Here is a 19864-nt window from a genome sequence, read left to right as displayed (position 1 = left end):
CAGAAGAACAATTCAAAGGAGCATGAATGTGACTGCGCTAAATCTGATTCCAGGCCAACTGAGCCTTGCCCAACTGCGGGCCATCTACCAGCAGCCGGTAACCCTCAGTCTGGATGACAGCGCCACGGCGCAGATCGAAGCCAGTGTTGCCTGCGTGGAGCAGATTCTCGCCGAGAATCGCACCGCCTATGGCATCAACACCGGTTTCGGCCTGCTGGCCTCGACCCGCATCGCAAGCGAAGACCTGGAAAACCTCCAGCGTTCGCTGGTGCTGTCCCACGCCGCCGGCGTTGGTGAGCCGATCAGCGACGCGCTGGTGCGGCTGGTCATGGTGCTCAAGGTCAACAGCCTGAGCCGTGGGTTCTCCGGGATTCGCCGCCAGGTGATCGACGCACTGATCGCACTGATCAACGCCGAGGTGTACCCGCACATCCCACTCAAAGGTTCGGTCGGCGCTTCGGGCGATCTGGCGCCGTTGGCGCACATGTCGCTGGTGCTGCTGGGCGAAGGCAAGGCGCGCTACAAAGGCGAATGGCTGGAAGCCACCGAGGCACTGAAAGTCGCCGGCCTGACGCCGTTGACCCTTGCCGCCAAAGAAGGCCTGGCCCTGCTCAACGGCACTCAGGTGTCCACCGCCTATGCGCTGCGCGGCCTGTTCGAGGGTGAAGACTTGTTCGCCGCTGCACTGGCGTGCGGCGGCCTGACCGTGGAAGCCGTGCTCGGCTCGCGCTCGCCGTTCGACGCGCGTATTCACGCCGCGCGTGGCCAGCGTGGGCAGATCGATTCGGCTGCGGCCTATCGCGACCTGTTCGGCGAAAGCAGCCAGGTCTCCCAGTCGCACCAGAACTGCGACAAGGTGCAAGACCCGTACTCCCTGCGCTGCCAGCCACAAGTCATGGGCGCCTGCCTGACCCAGTTCCGCCAGGCCGCCGACGTGCTGGTGGTGGAAGCCAACGCCGTGTCGGATAACCCGCTGGTGTTTGCCGCCGAAGGCGACGTGATTTCCGGTGGCAACTTCCACGCCGAACCGGTGGCCATGGCGGCTGACAACATGGCGTTGGCCATCGCCGAAATCGGCTCCCTGAGCGAGCGCCGTATCTCGTTGATGATGGACAAACACATGTCGCAATTGCCGCCGTTTTTGGTGGGCAATGGCGGGGTCAACTCCGGCTTCATGATCGCCCAGGTGACTGCTGCTGCCCTCGCCAGCGAGAACAAGGCGCTGTCCCATCCGCACAGCGTGGATAGCCTGCCGACCTCGGCGAACCAGGAAGACCACGTGTCCATGGCCCCGGCTGCGGGCAAACGCCTGTGGGAAATGGCTGAGAACACCCGTGGCATCCTGGCAGTGGAATGGCTGGCCGCGTGCCAGGGCCTGGACCTGCGCGACGGCCTGAAAACCTCGCCGAAGCTGGAGCAAGCCCGTGGCATCCTGCGCGCCAAAGTCGGCTTCTACGACAAGGACCGCTTCTTCGCCCCGGACATCAATGCCGCCAGCGAACTGCTCGCCAGCCGCTGCCTGAACGAGCTGGTGCCGGCCAAGTTGCTGCCGAGCCTCTAAGCTCGCCGCTGTCCAATGTGGGAGCTGTCGAGCCCCAGCGAGGCTGCGAAGGCGTCGGTACAGGCAACATTTTTGTTGCCTGACACACCGCTTTCGCAGCCTCGCTAAAGCTCGACAGCTCCCACATCTAAGTTGCGATAGCTTTGAATTTTCTCGGGATAACAATAACTAGGGAAGAGAAATGCACCAGCAAGAAAAGGGTTTGAAACGCGGGCTGAACGCCCGACATATTCGCTTCATGGCACTCGGTTCCGCGATCGGCACCGGGCTGTTCTATGGCTCTGCCTCCGCCATACAGATGGCCGGCCCCGCCGTGCTGCTCGCTTACCTGATCGGCGGCGCCGCCGTATTCATGGTGATGCGCGCACTCGGCGAGATGGCTGTGCACAATCCGGTTGCAGGCTCCTTCGGCCAGTACGCCAGCACCTACCTGGGCCCAATGGCCGGGTTTATCCTCGGCTGGACCTATGCGTTTGAAATGATCATTGTCTGCCTCGCCGACGTCACCGCGTTCGGCATCTACATGGGCTTCTGGTTTCCCGAGGTCGCGCGCTGGGTGTGGGTGCTCGGCATTGTGTTTTTGATCGGCGGCCTGAACCTGTGCAACGTCAAAGTGTTTGGCGAGATGGAGTTCTGGCTGTCGCTGCTCAAGGTCGGCGCCATTGTGGCGATGATCCTCGGTGGCTTGGGCATCATGCTGTTTGGCATCCATTCGGCCGGCGACACCCAGGCCAGCGGCATCAGCAACCTGTGGGCCCATGGCGGCTTCATGCCCAACGGCGTTGGCGGCCTGATTGCCTCGTTCGCGGTGGTGATGTTTGCGTTCGGCGGCATCGAAATCATCGGCATCACCGCCGGTGAAGCCAAGGACCCGCAACGCGTGATCCCCAAGGCGATCAACGCGGTGCCGTTGCGCATCCTGCTGTTCTACGTGCTGACGCTGTTTGTGTTGATGGCGATCTACCCGTGGCCGCAGATCGGCAGCCAGGGCAGCCCGTTCGTGCAGATCTTCAGCAACCTCGGCATCGGCTCGGCGGCGACCCTCCTTAATATCGTGGTGATCTCAGCGGCCGTCTCGGCCATCAACAGCGACATCTTTGGCGCCGGCCGCATGATGTACGGCCTGGCCCAGCAGGGGCAGGCGCCCAAGGGCTTTGCCCAGCTGTCCAAACAGGGCGTGCCGTGGATGACCGTGGTGGTGATGGGCGCGGCGTTGCTCGGCGGCGTCGTGCTCAATTACCTGATCCCGGAAAACGTGTTCCTGGTGATCGCCTCGATTGCCACCTTCGCCACGGTGTGGGTGTGGCTGATGATTCTGTTCACTCAGGTCGCGATGCGCCGCTCGATGACCAGGGAGCAGGTCGCCGAGCTGAAATTCCCGGTGCCGTTCTGGCCCTATGCGCCCGCAGCGGCCATCGTGTTCATGCTGTTCGTGTTTGGCGTGCTGGGTTACTTCCCGGACACCCAGGCCGCTTTGCTGGTCGGCGCCGTGTGGATCGTGCTGCTCGTCGTCGCTTACCTGCTGTGGGTCAAACCGGCTGCCGGGCAAGCGGCCACGGTTCATTACGACCCGGCTTTGTCTCATCGTTAACTTAGGGAGGCGTTGATGAAAACGCTTTGGCAACACTGCCACGTCGCAACCATGGCAGACGGCAAGTACTCGATCATCGAGGATGCCGCCATGGTCACCGCCAATTCGCTCATCGAGTGGATCGGCCCCCGCAGCCAGGCGCCGACGGCGGATTACGCCCAGGTGCATGACCTGCAAGGCGCGTGGGTCACCCCCGGGCTGATCGACTGCCACACCCACACGGTGTTCGGCGGCAACCGCAGCGGCGAATTCGAGCAGCGCCTTCAAGGCGTGAGCTACGCCGACATCGCGGCCAAGGGCGGCGGTATTGCCAGCACGGTGCGCGCCACCCGCGCGGCCACTGAAGATGAACTGTTTGCCAGCGCGCACAAGCGCCTGCGCAGTTTGCTGCGTGACGGCGTGACCACGGTGGAGATCAAATCCGGCTACGGCCTGGACCTGGTCAACGAGCGCAAGATGTTGCGCGTGGCACGGCGCCTCGGCGAAGCACTGCCGGTCAGCGTGCGCGCCACGTGCCTGGCGGCGCATGCGTTGCCGCCGGAGTACAAGGGCCGCGCCGACGATTACATCGACCACATCTGCCACGAGATGCTGCCGGCCCTGGCAGCCGAAGGGCTGGTAGACGCGGTAGACGCCTTCTGCGAATACCTGGCGTTTTCCCCGGAACAGGTGGAGCGTGTGTTCAAGGTCGCCCAGCAACTTGGCCTGCCGGTGAAGCTGCACGCCGAGCAACTCTCTTCGTTGCATGGCTCAAGCCTGGCCGCGCGTTACCACGCGCTGTCGGCGGACCATCTGGAATTCATGACCGAAGACGACGCCATCGCCATGGCCGCGTCGGGCACCGTCGCCGTGTTGCTGCCGGGCGCGTTCTACTTCCTGCGTGAAACCCAGCTGCCGCCGATGGATGCGCTGCGCAAGCACGGCGTGAAGATTGCCATCGCCAGTGACCTCAACCCCGGCACCTCGCCGGCGCTGTCGGTGCGCCTGATGCTGAACATGGCCTGCACGCTGTTCCGCATGACTCCGGAAGAAGCTTTGGCCGGCGCCACGCAACACGCGGCTACCGCGCTGGGCATGGGCGACACCCACGGTTCGCTGCAAGTGGGCAAGGTCGCCGACTTTGTCGCCTGGCAGATTGATCGCCCCGCTGACCTGGCCTACTGGCTGGGCGGCGAACTGGATAAACGCGTCGTGCGCCACGGCGTCGATGTCACTGTTTAAGGAGCACTGCTGTGGATAAGGTTCTGAACTTCAAACAAGGTCGAGTGCCACTGCTGATCAGCATGCCCCACGCGGGCCTGCGCCTGACGCCTGCGGTGGAAGCCGGATTGATCCCCGAGGCACAAAGCCTGCCGGACACCGACTGGCACATTCCCACGCTGTATGACTTTGCCGAAGACCTGGGCGCCAGCACCTTGTCGGCAGAGTACTCACGGTTTGTGATCGACCTGAACCGGCCATCGGATGACAAGCCGCTGTATGTCGGCGCCACTACCGGGCTGTACCCGGCGACGCTGTTCGACGGCGTGCCGTTATTTCGCGAAGGCCTGGAGCCTTCCGCCGAGGAGCGCGCCACCTACCTGCAGAAGATTTGGGGGCCGTACCACCGCGCCCTGCAAGAGGAACTGGCGCGGCTCAAGGCCGAGTTCGGCTACGCGCTGCTGTTTGATGCGCACTCGATTCGCTCGGTGATCCCGCACCTGTTCGAAGGCAAGCTGCCGGACTTCAACCTCGGCACTTTCAACGGCGCCGCCTGTGATCCTGAGCTGGCCAGCCAGCTGGAGGCGATTTGCGCCGCGCATCCGCAGTACACCCATGTGCTCAACGGGCGCTTCAAGGGTGGGCACATCACCCGGCATTACGGCGACCCGGCGCAGGACATCCACGCGGTGCAGCTGGAGTTGTGTCAGAGCGCGTACATGGAAGAGGTCGAGCCGTTTCGGTATCGCCCTGACTTGGCTGAACCGACCCAGGTGGTGTTGAAGCAGTTGCTGGAAGGGGTGTTGGCCTGGGGACAGAAGCACTACCGTTAAACTTTTGGTACTGCTGAAATAGCTTTCGCGAGCAAGCCCGCTCCCACATTTGGCCGCGTTCCAACATGAGAATGCGGTGTAAATGTGGGAGCTGGCTTGCCTGCGATGAGGCCTCGCAGTCGCCGCAGTGCAATTGCCGGTCGCCACAGGTCGCTTTCACCAAAGCCCCGCTGGGTAATGTTGTGGATAGGGCGCGTCAGACGCCACTCCCCACAATAACGCTGCCGAGTGAGACCTCTTTTCATGAAAAGACTGTTCAACCGTTACCTGTTGACCCTCACCGGCGCCGCACTGCTCAGTGCGCACGCCATGGCTGCGGAACCGGCCTCCTGCAAAACCGTGCGCATGGGCGTGGTCAGTTGGACTGACGTGGTCGCCACCTCCGGCATGGCCGACGTGTTGCTCAATGGCCTGGGCTACGACAGCAAACAGACCAGCGCCGTGCAACAGATCATTTTTGCCGGCATCCGCGACAAGCGCCTGGATATTTTCCTCGGCTACTGGAAACCGGCGATGGACAACAACATCGCGCCATTCCTGGCCGCCAAGCAGGTCAAAGTCTTCGATACGCCCAGCTTGTCTGACGCCCAGGCCACTCTGGCGGTGCCGCAATACGTGGCCGATGCCGGGCTGAAAACCTTCGCCGACATTGCGCGCTTCAAGGACAAGCTGGGTGCCAAGATCTACGGCATCGAGCCCGGCAGTGGCGCGAATACCGATATCCAGAAAATGATCGACACCAACCACTTCGGCCTGGGCGGCTTCAAGCTGGTTGCCTCCGGTGAAGCGGGCATGCTCGCGGCCGTGCAGCGTGCGGTGAACCGCAAAGAGTTTGTCGTGTTTGTCGGTTGGACTCCGCACCCGATGAACATCAACATGAAAATGGCTTACCTCACCGGCAGCGAGGATGTATTTGGGGCTGACGAAGGCCGGGCCACGGTGTCCACCGTAACCGCGCCGGATTTCGCCCAGCGTTGCCCGAACGCCACCCGCCTGTTGGAAAACCTGACCTTCACCGCCGCGCAGGAAAGTCAGTTGATGGTGCCGATCATGGAGCGCCAATCGCCGCAGGACGTGGCCAAGCAATGGTTGCGCGACCACCCGGAGGATTTGCAGCGCTGGCTGGCTGGGGTAGCAGCGTTTGATGGCGGCGATGGCGTCGCGGCCGTCAAGGCCAGCCTCAAACCCTAAGCCAGGCACGGTAGCTCAAACAACACAGGGCAAATGTGGAGCGGGCTTGCCCGCGATGGCGGTGTATCAGGTTATTCACAAGTGGCTGACACACCGCTGTGGCAGGCAAGCCAGCTCCCGCACTTGATCTACAGCGATTAGGGATATTTGCGCATGTATCCGATTTCTCCGCAGCTTGCGGCCTTCGTCACTAAAACCGAATCTCTCAGCAGCGACGACTCGTCGCTCGCAGGTTTACGCCGCAGCTACGACCGCATGTGCCAGGCATTTACCCCGCCGAAGCCAGAAGGGCTGCAAGTCACTGACTTTGCCCTCGGTGCAGTCGGCGTGCGCAGCTATCTCCCTTCGGCGCCCACGCCAATCGAAGGCTGGCCATGCCTCCTTTATATGCACGGCGGCGGCTGGGTGGTCGGCGGGCTGGATTCCCATGACTTCATTTGCTTCGAACTGGCCAGCACGCTTGAAGTACTGGTGATCGCCATCGACTACCGCCTGGCGCCGGAACACCCGTTCCCGGCGGCGTACCAGGATTGCCGCGCAGTGTGGCAGGCCATCCAGGCCGGGCAGGGGCCGCACGTGATCAACCTGCAGCGCCTGGTGGTGATGGGCGACAGCGCGGGCGGCAATCTGGCCGCGGCGTTGTGCCTGGGTTTGCGCGATGACGGCCAACCGCTGCCCCGCGCCCAAGTGCTGATTTACCCAGGTTTGGGCGGCGCGGCGGACCTGCCGTCGCGCCGCGACTGCCGAGATGCGCCCTTGCTCAGCACCGCCGACACCGACTGCTACCTGGCGCTCTACTTGCCGGGCGCAGACACGCCTTCGGCCTATGCCATGCCACTGCTGGCCAAGGACTTCAGCGGTTTACCCAAGGCGCTGATCGCCGTGGCCGAGTTCGACCCGCTGCGCGATGACGGCATGCTGTATGCCGAACGCCTGCGGGCGGCGACTGTGGAGGCTGTGTTGTACCCCGGCAAAGGCCTGGTCCACGGCTGTTTGCGCGCGCGCGGCCACGTGGCGCAGGTGGATCAACTCTACGACTATCTGCTGGGCTACGTGCGGCGCTGCCTGCGGAGCGAAGGGCTGACACAGGTCTAAGTGCTCAAGGACATGCTCATTGCACAATTCGGGTTTATGATGCCAGACGGCAAAAATAATAGACGTCCCCTCAGGGATGAACCCGACACCCTACGGAGCGCGCAATGCAGACTTGGTACCCGCAGATCAAACCCTACGCCCGGCACGATCTGGCCGTCGATGACACCCACACGCTGTACGTCGATGAAAGTGGCTCCCCCGAAGGCTTGCCCGTCGTCTTTATCCACGGTGGCCCAGGCTCCGGCTGCGACGCCCAGAGCCGCTGCTACTTTGATCCGAACCTGTACCGCATTGTCACCTTCGACCAGCGCGGCTGCGGACGCTCCACGCCTCGCGCCAGCCTGGAAAACAACACCACCTGGGACCTGGTCGCCGACCTTGAGCGCATTCGCGAACACCTGGGCATCGAAAAGTGGGTGCTGTTTGGCGGCTCCTGGGGCTCGACCCTGTCGCTGGCTTACGCGCAAACCCATCCCGAGCGCGTGCATGGCCTGATCCTGCGCGGAATCTTCCTGGCTCGCGACCAGGACATTCACTGGTTTTACCAGGAAGGCGCGAGCCGCATGTTCCCGGATTACTGGCAGGACTACCTGGCACCGATCCCGGCGGATGAGCGTCACGACCTGGTCGCCGCGTACCACAAACGCCTCACCGGCAACGATCAGATCGCCCAGATGCACGCTGCCAAGGCGTGGTCCGGCTGGGAAGGCCGCATGCTGGGCCTGTGCCCGAGCCCGCAGCATGTCGAGCGGTTTTCCGAGCCGCAGCGCGCGCTGTCGATCGCACGTATCGAGTGCCACTACTTCACCAACAACTCCTTCCTGGAGCCCAACCAGCTGATTCGCGACATGCACAAGATCGCCCACTTGCCTGGCGTAATCATTCACGGGCGCTACGATATGATCTGCCCGCTGGACAATGCCTGGGAGCTGCATCAGGCGTGGCCCAACAGTGAGCTGCAGGTGATCCGCGAGGCCGGCCATGCCGCGTCCGAGCCCGGCATCACCGATGCATTGGTGCGTGCAACCGGCGAAATGGCACGGCGCCTGCTTGATCTGCCGCCAGAAGAAGCATGAAGGGCCTGTTGCAACGGGTGCGTGGCGCCCGCGTCGAGGTGGCGGGCGAGGTCGTAGGCGCAATTGACCAGGGTTTGCTGGTGCTTGTCGCCGTTGAGCCTTCAGATACCCCAGAGAGCGCCGACAAACTGTTGCACAAGCTGCTTAACTACCGGGTATTCAGTGATGACGAGGGCAAGATGAACCTGTCCTTGAAGGACATTGGCGGTGGTTTGCTGCTGGTGTCGCAGTTCACCCTGGCGGCGGATACCAAAAGCGGCCTGCGGCCGAGCTTCTCCACCGCGGCCCCTCCGGCGCTGGGAGCAACGCTTTTTGAGCACTTGCTGTTACAAGCGCAACAATTGCATGGCAAGGTGGCGTCAGGGCGTTTTGGGGCGGATATGCAGGTGCATTTGGTCAATGATGGCCCTGTGACCTTCCTCTTACAGACATGAATGTATTAAAAACGACGTTAATGCCTAAAAACGCAGGGTTTCGCTACAAATACTTCGTTGTCCCTGATGCGTTGTTTCGCGGGCTACTAGATAATCGCGCGCTACGGGGATCAGCGTTGTTTGGTCCATTTTTGACTTAGGTAGAGACTTGTCCGACAAACCAATGGGGAATCATTTTGACCCAAGGGAGTCGGAACAATGCTCGCCAACCTGGCATATAGATAGCTGGCCGTTGGTTTTTTGATCTGTTTTCGGCGAGGGTTGCTCGTGATTGTTAGTCCCTGTAATGCACCAAAATTGTCTGCCAAACGGTTACGAAACGCACTGGTGACGGGCTCCGCCCTGTTTTGCCTGTTCGGCGCGGGTCAACTGTGGGCATTCAGTCTGGATGATGTGTCGGCCAAGGCAAAAGAGCTGGCCGGGCAGAAATACGAAGCTCCGCGCAGCAATCTGCCGAACGAATTTCGCGAAATGAAATTCGCCGACTATCAGAAGATTCGTTTCCGTAACGAAAAAGCCGAGTGGGCCGATCAAAACACACCGTTCAAGCTGTCCTTCTATCACCAGGGCATGCACTTCGACACGCCGGTGAAAATCAACGAAGTCACCGCCGACACCGTTCAGGAAATCAAATACGACCCGACGCGTTTCGATTTCGGCGACGTGAAATACGATCCCAAGTCCACTGAACAGCTGGGTTATGCCGGTTTCCGTGTGCTGTACCCGATCAACACGCCTGACAAGCAAGACGAAATCATGACCATGCTCGGCGCCAGCTACTTCCGCGTCGTCGGCAAAGGCCAGTCGTATGGCCTGTCGGCCCGTGGCATGGCGATCGACACTGCATTGCCGTCCGGTGAAGAGTTTCCGCGTTTCACCGAATTCTGGATCGAGCGTCCAAAACCGGGTGAAAAGCAGTTGGTGATTTTCGCCTTGCTGGACTCCCCACGCGCCACCGGCGCCTATCGCCTGACCCTGCGCCCTGGCACCGACACCGTTGTCGACGTCAAGTCCCAGATGTTCCTGCGCGACAAGGTCAGCAAACTGGGCGTTGCCCCGCTGACCAGCATGTTCCTGTTTGGTGCGAACCAGCCGTCGAAGGTGCTCAACTACCGTCGTGAACTGCACGATTCCAGCGGTCTGTCGATCCATGCCGGCAACGGTGAGTGGATCTGGCGCCCTCTGAACAACCCTAAACATCTGTCGGTCAGCAACTTCACCATCGAAAACCCGCGTGGTTTCGGCCTGCTGCAACGCGGCCGCGACTTCAGCCACTACGAAGACCTGGACGACAACTACGACAAGCGCCCAAGCGCCTGGATCGAGCCTGAAGGCGACTGGGGCAAGGGTTCCGTCGATTTGGTAGAGATTCCGACCGCCGATGAAACCAACGACAACATCGTTGCGTTCTGGAGCCCGGCCGAGCTGCCAAAAGTCGGCGAGCCGCTGGACATCAGCTACCGCTTGCACTGGACCATGGACGAGAAAGCCCTGCACCCGGCCGACAGCGCCTGGGTCAAGCAAACCTTGCGCTCCACCGGTGACGTGAAGCAGTCCAACCTGATCCGTCAGCCGGACGGCAGCGTGGCCTACCTGGTTGACTTCGAGGGCCCGTCCCTCAAAGCCCTGCCGGCAGACGCCGCGGTGCGCAGCCAGGTGAGTGTCGGCGACAACGCCGAAATCGTTGAAAACAGCGTGCGTTACAACGAACACACCAAAGGCTGGCGCTTGACCCTGCGGATGAAGATCAAGGACGCAGGCAAACCGACTGAAATGCGTGCAGCCCTGGTCCAGGACATCCCGCAGCCGGAGCCTGAGAAAGCGTCGACCCAAGTGATCAAGGCCGACAAGCTGTTGGCCAAGCAGCACGAGAAACAGGCCAAGAAAGAAGCAAAAGAAGCAAAAGAAGCAAAAGACGCGAAAGAAGCCAAAGACAAGGAAGCCAAGCAGCCAGAAGCTGCCCCGGCCACGCCACTCTCTAATCCGGAGCCGGCCAAGACAGAACACGTCCTGACCGAAACCTGGAGCTATCAGTTGCCTGCCGATGAGTAATTCTCAAACCACGCCCGAGACTCTGTCCGAGTACCTGGCGCACCTCCCGATGACCGCCGAGCAGCGCGCCGAACTGGCGGGCTGCACGTCCTTCAGCGAGCTGCATGAGCGGCTTTCGTCTGCGACCTTCGACGCACCAGCCGACGCTGCCCAAGCGTCGGTCGGCCGTCGGCTGACCCTCAACACCGCCGAAGAGCTGCAAGACGCAGAAATGCTTGCGCTCGACGCCAGTGGCCGGGTTTGCCTGAAGGCTACGCCGCCGATTCGTCGGACCAAAGTAGTGCCTGAGCCTTGGCGCACCAACATTCTGGTGCGCGGTTGGCGCCGGATGACCGGTCGCACCAACCCGCCGAAGCCGCCCAAAGACGAGCGTGTACTGCCGGCCGCGCGCTGGCGTACCGTCGGTTCGATCCGCCGCTACATCCTGCTGATTTTGATGCTCGGTCAGACCATCGTTGCCGGCTGGTACATGAAAGGCATCATGCCGTACCAGGGCTGGTCACTGGTCGACTTCGACGAAGTGCGCAACCAGACCTTGCTGCAAACCGCGACCCAAGTCCTGCCTTACGCCCTGCAAACCAGCATCCTGATCATGTTCGGGATCTTGTTCTGCTGGGTCTCGGCCGGTTTCTGGACCGCGCTGATGGGCTTTCTGGAACTGCTGACCGGTCACGATAAATACCGGATTTCCGGTAAAAGTGCCGGTGACGAGCCGATCCCGAAGGATGCGCGTACCGCGCTGGTGATGCCCATCTGCAACGAAGACGTGCCCCGGGTATTTGCCGGTCTGCGCGCCACCTTCGAGTCGGTGGCCGCCACAGGCGACCTGGACCGTTTCGATTTCTTCGTCCTCAGCGACAGTAACGAAGCCGATATCTGCATCGCCGAACAGCAAGCCTGGCTTGACGTGTGCCGCGAAGCCGGGGGGTTCGGCAAGATCTTCTATCGCCGCCGTCGCCGTCGCGTCAAACGCAAAAGCGGCAACCTCGACGACTTCTGCCGTCGCTGGGGCGGTGACTACAAGTACATGGTGGTCCTCGACGCCGACAGCGTGATGAGCGGCGAATGCCTGACCAGCCTGGTGCGCCTGATGGAAGCCACGCCGGATGCCGGGATTATCCAGACCGCGCCGCGTGCGTCGGGCATGGACACCCTGTATGCGCGCATGCAGCAGTTCGCCACCCGTGTATACGGCCCGCTGTTTACCGCCGGCCTGCACTTCTGGCAGTTGGGTGAATCCCACTACTGGGGCCACAACGCGATCATTCGCATGAAGCCGTTTATCGAGCACTGCGCCCTGGCGCCGTTGCCGGGTAAAGGCGCGTTTGCCGGTGCGATCCTCTCTCACGACTTCGTTGAAGCAGCGCTGATGCGCCGTGCCGGCTGGGGCGTGTGGATTGCCTACGACTTGCCGGGCAGCTACGAAGAACTGCCGCCGAACCTGCTGGACGAACTCAAGCGTGACCGTCGCTGGTGCCACGGTAACCTGATGAACTTCCGCCTGTTCCTGGTAAAAGGCATGCACCCGGTGCACCGCGCGGTGTTCCTGACCGGCGTGATGTCGTACCTGTCGGCGCCGTTGTGGTTCTTCTTCCTGGTGCTGTCGACGGCGTTGCTGGCGGTGAACACCCTGATGGAGCCGCAGTACTTCATGGCACCACGCCAGTTGTACCCGCTGTGGCCGCAATGGCATCCGGACAAGGCGGTGGCGCTGTTCTCCACCACCATCGTGCTGTTGTTCCTGCCCAAACTGCTGAGCATCATCCTGATCTGGGCCAAGGGCGCGAAAGAGTTCGGCGGCAAGTTCAAGGTGACCTTGTCGATGCTGCTGGAGATGCTGTTCTCGATGCTGCTGGCGCCGGTGCGGATGATCTTCCACACCCGTTTCGTGCTCGCCGCGTTCCTCGGCTGGGCTGCGACCTGGAACTCGCCACAGCGTGACGACGACTCCACGCCGTGGAGCGAGGCGGTCAAGCGTCACGGCCCGCAAACATTGCTCGGCTTCCTCTGGGCGTTGTTGGTGGTGTGGCTGAACCCAAGCTTCCTGTGGTGGCTGATCCCGATTGTCGGCTCGCTGATGCTGTCGATTCCGGTGTCGGTGATTTCCAGCCGCGTGAAACTGGGCCTCAAGTCCCGCGACGAGAGCCTGTTCCTGATCCCTGAGGAATACAATCCGCCGCAAGCCCTACTGTCGACCGAGAAGTACACCCACGAAAACCGTTGGCACGCGCTGAACGACGGGTTTGTGCGTTCGGTCGTCGACCCGCAGCAGAATGCGTTGGCCTGCGCCCTGGCGACCTCGCGTCACCGTGAAGCGGAGCCGATCGAGCATCTGCGTCAGGAGCGTGTCCGCCACGCATTGAAAGTCGGCCCTGCCGGCCTCAACAACGGCGAACGCGTGGCGCTGCTCAGCGATCCGGTCGCCCTGGCTCGTCTGCACCAGCAAGTCTGGAGCGAAGGCCACGCCGAGTGGCTGGGCGCCTGGCGTGCTTCGATCAAGGCGGACCCGCACGCGCCTTTGCTGCCGCTGCAACCGCTGTCGTCCCAGGCTCAACCGGCCTGATTCATACGCCCCCGAGGGCCCACCTCGGGGGCGTTTGAAGCGCTGTTCCTACAGCGTTTCGCGCTTCTTCCTCTAAGCACTAACGCCTTGTTATTTCGAAACAAAAGTCCTTTGTTCGCGACGTATTGCCGTGCCTGTGGCTGGGTTAGCATCGCCCCCTCGAATTGACGAGGTCACAGGGGGGAATCATGAGCAAGAGCTATTGTTGGGCGTGGCTGGCAGGCGCTGTCGCATGGGTGTACGCGGGCCTGTTGAGTGCCGGCGCCCTGGATGACGCCGTGCGCCGTGGCGTGCTCAAAGTCGGTACCACGCCCGCCTATGTGCCCTTCGAGATGAAGGACAAGCAGGGGCGCATCGTCGGCTTCGAGATCGATTTGCTCCAGGCCATGAGCCATGCCCTGGGCGTCCAACTTGAATTGGTCACGATGCCCTATGCCGACCTGGTACCGGGGCTGATGGCGAAGAAGTTCGATCTGATCGGCAGCGGCATGACGGTCACGCAAGAGCGCAATCTGAAGCTGAATTTCAGCGACTCCTTCATCGTGGTTGGCCAAACCGTGCTGCTGCATCCGAGCCTGGCCGGCAAAATTTCCAGTATCGAAGACCTGGACGATGCGGGTTACCGGATCGCCGCCACGGCAGGTACGACCGGAGAGGCAGCGGCGCGACGTTTGCTCGGGGCGGCCCGATTAAGCAGTTTCGCCACCGCGCAAGAGGGCGTGCGGCAGGTGGTGGAGGGTAAGGCCGATGCCTTCATTCATGACGCGCCCTACAACCTGATCGCAATGGCCCGGCCGGAAAACCGCACACTGTTGGCACTTGAACAGCCGTTTACCTTTGAGCCTCTGGCGTTCGGGTTGAAAAAGGGTGATTACGACAGCCTCAATTGGATCAACCACTTCCTCAGCCAGGTGGCCCAGGACGGGACCTACGATCGCCTGCACGACAAGTGGTTCAAGGACACCGCCTGGATGGCCGAGATCGATTAATCGTTCTAACCACTTATCTATCAAGACGTTGTCGCGCTTGCCTGCTGAACCTGTCTAACCCTGCGCGTCGCCGCACCGTTGTGGGGCTTTTCCGACATACGCAGGGAACATTTACCCGCGAAACCTTTGTGACGGGCAGCGAGTGGGGTAGGATCGCACCCCGAATTGGTGCAGCCCTTTTGCGCGCCGACTTTATAAGAACCGTTCAGGGGACTTGATGATGAAAAAGTATCTTTCGATGCTGATGCTCGGCGTCACCGCGCTGGTCGCGGCCACTGCGGCTCACGCTGGCGCCATCGATGATGCGGTCAAGCGCGGCACGCTGAAAGTCGGCATGGACCCGACCTACATGCCGTTCGAAATGACAGACAAGCGCGGTGAAATCATCGGCTTTGAAGTCGACATCCTCAAGGCAATGGCTAAATCGATGGGCGTCAAACTGGAGCTGGTGTCGACCGGTTACGACGGCATCATCCCGGCCTTTCTGACCGGCAAGTTCGACATGATCGGCAGCGGCATGACCCTGACTCAAGAGCGCAACCTGCGACTCAATTTCAGCGAACCTTTCATCGTGGTCGGCCAGACGCTGCTGATTCGCAAGGACCTGGAAGGCACCATCAAGACCTACAAAGACCTCAACGATGAGAAATACCGCCTGACCTCCAAGCTGGGCACCACCGGTGAAATGGTCGCCAAAAAGCTGATCTCCAAAGCCAAGTACCACGGCTACGACAACGAGCAGGAAGGCGTGCTCGACGTGGTCAACGGCAAGGCAGATGCCTTTGTGTATGACGCGCCGTACAACGTGGTTGCCGAGAAAAAGGTCGGCAACGGCAAACTGGTGTTCCTGGAAGAACCCTTCACGTTCGAGCCGTTGGCGTTCGGCCTGAAAAAAGGCGATTACGACAGCCTCAACTACATCAATAACTTCCTGCACCAGATCCGCAACGACGGCACCTATGATCGCATCCATGATAAGTGGTTCAAGAGCGCCGAGTGGCTCAAGGACATGGAATAAGGGCTGACACCCAGTCGACTTCATCGCAGGCAAGCCAGCTCCCACAGTTGAAATGTGTTCCCTTGTGGGAGCGGGCTTGCCCGCGATGACGGCATGCCAGGCGATACATCTTCGGAAAGTGAAATGAAACAGAAAAAAGCCCAATGGCCCTGGCACCTGTTGACCGTGGTCGTGCTGGTTGGCCTGGCTGGCGCGTTGTACTACGCCACTTCGCTGATGTCTTACGAGTGGCGCTGGAACCGCGTGCCGCAGTACTTCGCCTATCAGGCCGAAACGTCCCAGCGTGCCGCCGACATTTCCACCGTGGTGGAACTGGTGCACAAAGGCGACGTCGCTGAAGTGACCCTGCGCAACGACGCCGGCACCGAGCAAAAGCTCACCGTGGCCGACAACAGCCTGCAAGTGTCGCGTGGCGATGATGTCGCCGAAGGCGACGTGGTGGGCGTGACCCGGCATTGGGCGCTGGGGCCGTTGATGTGGGGCTTGTGGACCACATTGTGGCTCTCGGTGGTGTCCGGCATTCTCGGCCTGGCGATCGGCTTGGCAACCGGCCTGTGCCGTCTGTCCAATAACCCGACCTTGCGCGACCTGTCGACTATCTACGTCGAGCTGGTGCGCGGGACGCCGCTGTTGGTGCAGATCTTTATTTTCTATTTCTTCATCGGCACGGTGCTCAATCTGTCGCGGGAGTTTGCCGGGATCGCGGCACTGTCGCTGTTCACTGGCGCTTATGTGGCGGAAATCGTGCGCGCCGGTGTGCAGTCGATCACCCGTGGCCAGAATGAAGCCGCGCGTTCGCTGGGCCTCAGTGCCAGCCAGTCGATGCGCCATGTGGTACTGCCGCAAGCGTTCAAACGCGTGCTGCCGCCTTTGGCCGGGCAATTTATCAGCCTGGTCAAGGACACGTCGCTGGTGTCGGTAATCGCGATTACCGAGCTGCTCAAAAGTGGTCGAGAAGTGATCACCACCTCGTTCTCGCCGTTTGAAATCCTGTTCTGTGTGGCAGGCCTGTACCTGCTGATCAACCTGCCGCTGTCAAAAATGGCCAGCCGGCTTGAGCGGAGGCTCGCGCAAAGTGATTGAAGTCCGCGATCTGGTAAAAGTCTTCGACACCCGTGGTCACGTGGTGCGCGCGGTGGACCACGTCACCACTCACGTCGCCAAGGGCGAAGTGCTGGTGGTGATCGGCCCGTCGGGTTCCGGCAAATCCACCTTCCTGCGTTGCCTGAATGGTTTGGAAGCATTCGACTCGGGCTCCGTCAGCATCGACGGCTTGCAACTGGCTGACCCGAAAACCGACGTGAACGCCTACCGCCGCGAAGTTGGCATGGTGTTCCAGCATTTCAACTTGTTCCCGCACATGACCGTGCTGGAAAACCTGTGCCTGGCGCAAAAAGTCGTGCGCAAGCGCGGCAAACAAGAGCGCGAGGCCAAGGCCCTGGCGCTGCTCGAAAAGGTCGGTATTGCGCAAAAGGCCAACGAGTTTCCGTCACGTTTGTCTGGTGGACAGCAACAGCGTGTGGCCATCGCCCGCGCGTTGGCAATGGAACCCAAGGTCATGCTGTTTGACGAGCCCACTTCGGCGCTGGACCCGGAAATGGTCGGTGAAGTGCTGGACGTGATGAAGACCCTCGCCCTGGAAGGCATGACCATGGTCTGCGTCACCCACGAAATGGGTTTTGCCCGCGAAGTGGCCGACCGTGTGCTGTTTTTCGATCATGGCAAATTGCTGGAAGACGCGTCCCCTGCCGCGTTCTTTGACGCGCCGAAAGACCCGCGGGCCCAGGCCTTCCTGCGCCAGGTCCTGTAAACCTCACGGCCGGGCCCGACGGGGTCAACTGAGCACCGGCCGCCACAGTGCGTGGCGACACGCACCGCACCCTCATCACTCTGCGATTGATTGCCTCCGGCATTGCATTGTGCGGCGTCTGCAAGCGGTTCAGCGCCAACGCGCTGAAACGCTCAAGGGATTCGGCGGCCCGGGTCGGCCGCCGTGCAAGGCGGCTCAGATGCGGAAGCGGCCAACCAGGGTTTGCAGGTAAATCCCCAGGCGCGCCAGTTCGGCACTGGAGGCGGCGGTTTCCTCACTGGCCGAAGAGGTCTGTTCAGACACATCGCGTACATTCAGCACGCTGCGGTTGATCTCTTCGGCCACGGCACTCTGCTGCTCGGCGGCGGTGGCGATCTGCGAGTTCATCGCCTGGATGGTCGAGACCGTGCGTGTGATATTGCCCAGCGCGTTGCCGGCCCGACGGGTCAGCTCGACACTGCTGTCGGTGAGGCCACGGCTGTTGTCCATGATGGTCGCCACCTGCTGGGTGCCGCTTTGCAGGCCGACGATCAGCTCTTCGATCTCTTCAGTGGACTTCTGCGTACGCTGGGCCAGGCTGCGCACCTCATCGGCGACCACGGCAAAGCCACGTCCGGCTTCACCGGCACGCGCGGCCTCGATCGCGGCGTTAAGCGCGAGCAGGTTGGTTTGCTGGGCCACCGACTTGATCACGTCGAGCACGCTGCCGATCTTGTCGCTCTCGCGCTTCAGATGGCCCATGGCTTCGGTGGAGTTGCCCACCTCAGTGGCCAGGCGCTCGATCTGGGCGATGGCCTCACCCACGACTTTGTCACCTTCGCGGGCCTGCTGGTCAGCGGCCACGGCGGCTTCAGAGGCTTCTTCGGCGTTACGCGCTACTTCCTGCACGGTGGCTGCCATCTCATTCATGGCAGTGGCTACCTGGTCGGTCTCGACCTTCTGGCTATTGACCCCCGCGCTGGTCTGCTCGGTGACGGCCGACAGTTGCTCGGCGGCGCTGGCGATCTGAGTGACGCCATCGCTGATGCCGCCGATCAACTCGCGCAGGCCGACGGTCATGCTTTGCATGGCGCGTTGCAGCTGCCCCAACTCATCCTGGCGCGCAGAGTTGAGGTTGTGGCTCAGGTCGCCAGAGGCGACTTGCTCAGCGACGTTGAGGGTCTGGTTCAGCGGAATGACGATTTGGCGCGTGATGGCCCAGGCGGCGACCATGCCGAAGATCAGCGCCAGGACGGTGGCCAGCAGCAACAGCTGCTTGGCTTGCGCCGCGTCGGCATCGCGTACTGCGGTTTGCGAGAGGGTGAGTTTTTCGCTGTGGCCCAGCAGGATATCGCCTTGCTCGGTCATGATTTTCAGGGCCGCAGCGCTGGCGACCTGGGAATCGCGGTACTGGCTGACGGCGGCGCGATAGGCTTGCAGCGACACGCCGGCTTCTTGCAGGTTGGCCTGATACTGGGCAGGCAATTGGCCTTGCAGGTCGGTGATTTTCTTGAGGGCGTTGTCGATGGCATCCAGGGCCGGCTGCTCGGCTTCCGCCTTGGCGCTGTAGGTGTAGCCGCGCACCTGGAAGCGTGATTGCTGGATCAGCTTGCTCAAGTCGACCACGCTGTTGAACTGGGTGACGCTGTCACCTTGCAGCAGTGCCTTCTCGACCTCGTTGGTCTTGGCCACGGCGTTGTCGGCGGTGTCGCCGAGCTTGCTGCGCGCGCCTTCGCGCTTCAGACCGGCCTGGACCATGGTGGCGAAGGCTTTTTGGTATTGGTTCAAGGCCTCCTGCTGTTGCTCCACCAGGGCCTTGTCGTCGGGTTGCTCGATCAGGGTTTGTGCAGTTTTAAGGCCGTTGTCCAGCTGGGTGAGCAGGCCGTTGACCGCGTCCGTGCCTTGTTCGCCGCGACGCATTTCAAAGTCCAGGCGCGCCAGACGCAGGTCTTTGGTCAGGCCGTTGAGGCTGGAGATAAAGCCCAGTTTGTCACCGCGACTGATCACATCGCCCAGGCCGGTCCAGCCGGTGAAGGTGGTCAACAACGTCAGGACTAACACCAAGCCAAAGCCAATGCTCAGCTTGCGGTTGACGCTCACATTCCCCAGTTTTTCGGCTAACCAACGATACATGCTGCGAACTCCCTTTGAACAAGGCTTGGACTTATTCAGAGGCTATCGGCTGGGCGGGATTATTCTGTAGGCGCGATGGATCATGTGGCGCGTCTTGAGGCGGGCAGGCTTGGTGTGCTGGGCGGGCTGGCCGTGGCCCGCGGGCTTGTTGTGGCGAGCTGGCTTGTTGTGGCGAGCGGGCTTGCCCCGCGTTGGGCTGCGCAGCAGCCCCAGTCAGAGCAACGCCGCGTCTGTCAGGCATAACGAGCTGACCGTTTTGGGATCGCTTCGCGCCCCAACGCGGGGCAAGCCCGCTCGCCACAACAGGCGCGCTGCTACCGATGGCAGTGTTGTTGGCGG

Annotated in this window: 14 protein-coding genes and 2 pseudogenes; 14 read left to right on the top strand and 2 right to left on the bottom strand. The window is 61.6% G+C overall.

Translation table 11 applies throughout. From position 1 onward, the window contains the following. The first annotated feature begins 22 nt into the window (after positions 1-22). The 14 genes and pseudogenes from hutH (at position 23) to AC19YS_RS04940 (ending at position 17413) form a co-directional block, all read left to right on the top strand. On the top strand, positions 23-1561 hold the full coding sequence (hutH, locus tag AC19YS_RS05005) for a histidine ammonia-lyase (RefSeq protein WP_500601096.1): 1539 nt from the start codon (positions 23-25) through the stop codon (positions 1559-1561). A 181-nt stretch (positions 1562-1742) separates the two neighbouring features. Then, positions 1743-3152: an amino acid permease gene (locus AC19YS_RS05000; RefSeq protein WP_119738095.1), complete on the top strand. Its 1410-nt coding sequence runs from the start codon at positions 1743-1745 to the stop codon at positions 3150-3152. 15 nt (positions 3153-3167) lie between these two features. Beyond that, positions 3168-4373, top strand: a complete 1206-nt coding sequence (hutI, locus tag AC19YS_RS04995; RefSeq protein ID WP_500601094.1) for an imidazolonepropionase — start codon at positions 3168-3170, stop codon at positions 4371-4373. Positions 4374-4384: 11 nt separating this feature from the next. After that, positions 4385-5185, top strand: coding sequence for an N-formylglutamate deformylase (hutG, locus tag AC19YS_RS04990; protein ID WP_119738091.1), 801 nt, complete (start codon positions 4385-4387; stop codon positions 5183-5185). Between the two features lie 243 nt (positions 5186-5428). Then, positions 5429-6376, top strand: coding sequence for a choline ABC transporter substrate-binding protein (locus AC19YS_RS04985; RefSeq protein ID WP_500601092.1), 948 nt, complete (start codon positions 5429-5431; stop codon positions 6374-6376). 153 nt (positions 6377-6529) lie between these two features. Further along, positions 6530-7471, top strand: coding sequence for an alpha/beta hydrolase (locus tag AC19YS_RS04980; protein WP_500601090.1), 942 nt, complete (start codon positions 6530-6532; stop codon positions 7469-7471). A gap of 104 nt (positions 7472-7575) precedes the next feature. Then, positions 7576-8547 (top strand): prolyl aminopeptidase, encoded by a 972-nt coding sequence (pip, locus tag AC19YS_RS04975; protein WP_119738084.1) that lies wholly within the window; start codon positions 7576-7578, stop codon positions 8545-8547. Then, complete coding sequence (dtd, locus tag AC19YS_RS04970) at positions 8544-8981, top strand: D-aminoacyl-tRNA deacylase (protein WP_124416220.1); 438 nt, start codon at positions 8544-8546, stop codon at positions 8979-8981. The genes pip and dtd overlap by 4 nt, the downstream gene beginning before the upstream one ends. A 267-nt stretch (positions 8982-9248) precedes the next feature. After that, positions 9249-11033 (top strand): glucan biosynthesis protein G, encoded by a 1785-nt coding sequence (locus tag AC19YS_RS04965; protein WP_106577762.1) that lies wholly within the window; start codon positions 9249-9251, stop codon positions 11031-11033. Continuing rightward, positions 11026-13634, top strand: a pseudogene (mdoH, locus tag AC19YS_RS04960) (glucans biosynthesis glucosyltransferase MdoH). Before AC19YS_RS04965 ends, mdoH begins: the two are co-directional and overlap by 8 nt. Before the next feature lie 150 nt (positions 13635-13784). Then, complete coding sequence (locus tag AC19YS_RS04955) at positions 13785-14585, top strand: transporter substrate-binding domain-containing protein (RefSeq protein ID WP_500601088.1); 801 nt, start codon at positions 13785-13787, stop codon at positions 14583-14585. 220 nt (positions 14586-14805) lie between these two features. Further along, the gene (locus AC19YS_RS04950; RefSeq protein ID WP_106577502.1) at positions 14806-15603 is read left to right on the top strand and encodes a transporter substrate-binding domain-containing protein; all 798 of its coding nucleotides are present in this window, start codon (positions 14806-14808) and stop codon (positions 15601-15603) included. A 123-nt stretch (positions 15604-15726) separates the two neighbouring features. Then, positions 15727-16686, top strand: a complete 960-nt coding sequence (locus AC19YS_RS04945; protein ID WP_106577503.1) for an amino acid ABC transporter permease — start codon at positions 15727-15729, stop codon at positions 16684-16686. Then, positions 16679-17413, top strand: coding sequence for an amino acid ABC transporter ATP-binding protein (locus AC19YS_RS04940; RefSeq protein WP_106577504.1), 735 nt, complete (start codon positions 16679-16681; stop codon positions 17411-17413). The genes AC19YS_RS04945 and AC19YS_RS04940 overlap by 8 nt, the downstream gene beginning before the upstream one ends. Positions 17414-17608: 195 nt before the next feature. Here AC19YS_RS04940 and AC19YS_RS04935 read toward each other — a convergent pair whose 3' ends face one another. Together AC19YS_RS04935 and AC19YS_RS04930 are read right to left on the bottom strand one after the other, a co-directional pair. Further along, entirely contained in the window at positions 17609-18322 is a 714-nt protein-coding gene (locus AC19YS_RS04935; RefSeq protein WP_372239724.1) for a methyl-accepting chemotaxis protein, read from the bottom strand. 144 nt (positions 18323-18466) lie between these two features. Continuing rightward, a pseudogene (locus AC19YS_RS04930) lies at positions 18467-19525 on the bottom strand (methyl-accepting chemotaxis protein); the annotation flags it as partial. Between the last annotated feature and the right edge of the window lie 339 nt (positions 19526-19864).

It is taken from the genome of Pseudomonas sp. MF08831 (assembly GCF_059862645.1).
This window is presented reverse-complemented; position numbering and strand designations above follow the sequence as displayed.